This window comes from Pseudomonas sp. NPDC096950 (assembly GCF_044762525.1).
In the GTDB taxonomy this organism is placed as follows: Bacteria; Pseudomonadota; Gammaproteobacteria; order Pseudomonadales; family Pseudomonadaceae; genus Aquipseudomonas.
In genome coordinates this window covers 1-1,978 of the sequence record NZ_JBIWEL010000062.1, presented here as the reverse complement: position 1 = coordinate 1,978, position 1,978 = coordinate 1, and the positions used below count along the sequence as shown (strand labels likewise).

The 1,978-nt window shown below is 58.9% G+C and carries 1 protein-coding gene and 1 pseudogene; one reads left to right on the top strand and one right to left on the bottom strand.

The genetic code is table 11. From position 1 onward, the window contains the following. Positions 1–277, top strand: a 277-nt coding sequence (locus ACIQY3_RS34355; protein WP_403029125.1) for a hypothetical protein, incomplete at its 5' end; no start/stop codon positions are given. A 157-nt stretch (positions 278–434) separates the two neighbouring features. Here ACIQY3_RS34355 and ACIQY3_RS34350 read toward each other — a convergent pair. Continuing rightward, a pseudogene (locus ACIQY3_RS34350) lies at positions 435–1,978 on the bottom strand (calcium-binding protein); the annotation flags it as partial.

Here is a 1,978-nt window from a genome sequence, read left to right as displayed (position 1 = left end):
GGCTCAGTCCCTGAACCTGTACATCGCCGGCGCATCGGGCAAGAAACTGGACGTGACCTACCGCATGGCTTGGTACCGTGGTCTGAAAACCACTTACTACCTCCGTGCCCTGGCCGCGACCAGCACCGAGAAGTCGACCATCAACACCGGCAAGCTGAACGCTGTTTCCAGCGGCGGCAACCACGGTGAAGATTCGGTCCTGGCTGCTCCAGCCGGTCCAGCTCCAGTGCCGAAGGCTTGCGCCATCGACGAGCCGGATTGCGAAGCTTGCCAATAAGCTGAACCGGTAGGCGCTGAAAGGCGCTTATCTGAAACCCCCGATGCGCCTCTGGCGGGTCGGGGGTTTTCTTTTGCCTGGGGGAAAGTTTCGGGTGAAAAAAAACGGCGAACCCGGAATGCAGGGTTCGCCGTTTTTATTTAGTGCCGAGTAACCGTCAGACTATCGACAGCTCAGCCGCTGCCTGGCCTACCACCGGAATGGTGAACGACTCGCCATTGTTGGTGTAGAACGTTTCGATGGTGTTTGCCCCTTTGTACCAGTCCTTCAGGAATACACCGGAGTCCAGGTTGCCGCTTTGCAGGTCGGCGGCGTTGAAGATGTAGGCGCCCTCAGCGTTTTGCATGATCCGCACATCACTGACACTCTGGATATTTTTCAGCGTGACGACGTCGATCCCCGTGGTGCCATCGTCGAAAATGGCGACCATGGTTTTGGAGGACACGAAATACGCATCACTGCCTTGGCCGCCATAAGCATCGCCCGAAGCGCTCAGGTACAACTTGTCCGCACCGGCCCCGCCACGCAGCTCATAGCCATGCCCCAACCCCATTAACGTGTCATTGCCATCACCCCCGTCGGCAATACCCGAAATGACCGTGATGCTGTCACTGCCGGCTTCGCCATAGAAGACCGAACCGACATCGCGCACATAGCCAATGATGTAGTCATCACCGTTACCGCCATAAATGATGTCGGCCTGGTTATCCGTTGCGAAAGGCACTGCCAGAGCGCCGGTGTCGGTAAAGCTATGGCCGTACAACGTATCGTTGCCGTCACCGCCGTAGAGAGTGTCGTTACCGTCGCCACCTTCCAGCATGTTGGCGTAGGCATTACCGGTCAGGGTGTCATTGAAGGCCGAACCCACCAGGTTATCGATATTGGTGAGCACATCGCCTTGGGCGTCGCCGCCGATGCCGGCTCCTGTCAGCAAATTGACCTGCACCGCATCGGAGCTGTTGACGTACCAGGCGCCATCGCCACGGCCAACGCCGGTCAAGGTATCCGCACCCGCACCGCCGACGAAGCTTTCGCGTGCACCCGCACTGCCGATGAAAGTGTCGGCATAATTCGTACCCTGGAACGCTTCGATAGACGTATAGACATCGCCCGCAGCGATGCCGGAGAGCACGGGAACACTCAGATCCAGAGTGACACCGGAGTTCTCACCGGCAAAGCTGAGGATGTCGGTGCCGCCGCTACCATCGAAGCGATCGGCACCGTCACCACCGACGAAGGTATCGCCGCCGTTGGATCCCCGGATCTGCTCGATGCTGGTGTACGTATCCCCGGCGGCAATACCGGTGAACACGCCGGTTTTGACGTTAATCGTCACACCGCTCGGGCTGTCGGCATAGCTGACAATGTCGAAACCATCGCCACCGAGAAACTGGTCGGCGCCGGCACCGCCCATCAAGACATCATTACCGGCACCGCTGGTAATGATGTTGTCCAAGGCATTACCGGTGCCGATGAAGCCGCCGGTGCCGGTGTAGGTCAGGCGTTCGACGTTGGCTGACAGGCTCATGACGGTGAGCGCGGTACGCACCTCGTCATCGCCGCCACCGACTGCCTCCACGACATTCACCGAAGAACCGTTGATGAGATAAACGTCATCGCCCGCGCCACCGTTCAAGGTGTGGCCGCTGGTCTGGGCAGTCAGGGTGTCGTTGAACGACGAACCGATCACCGTTTCGAAGT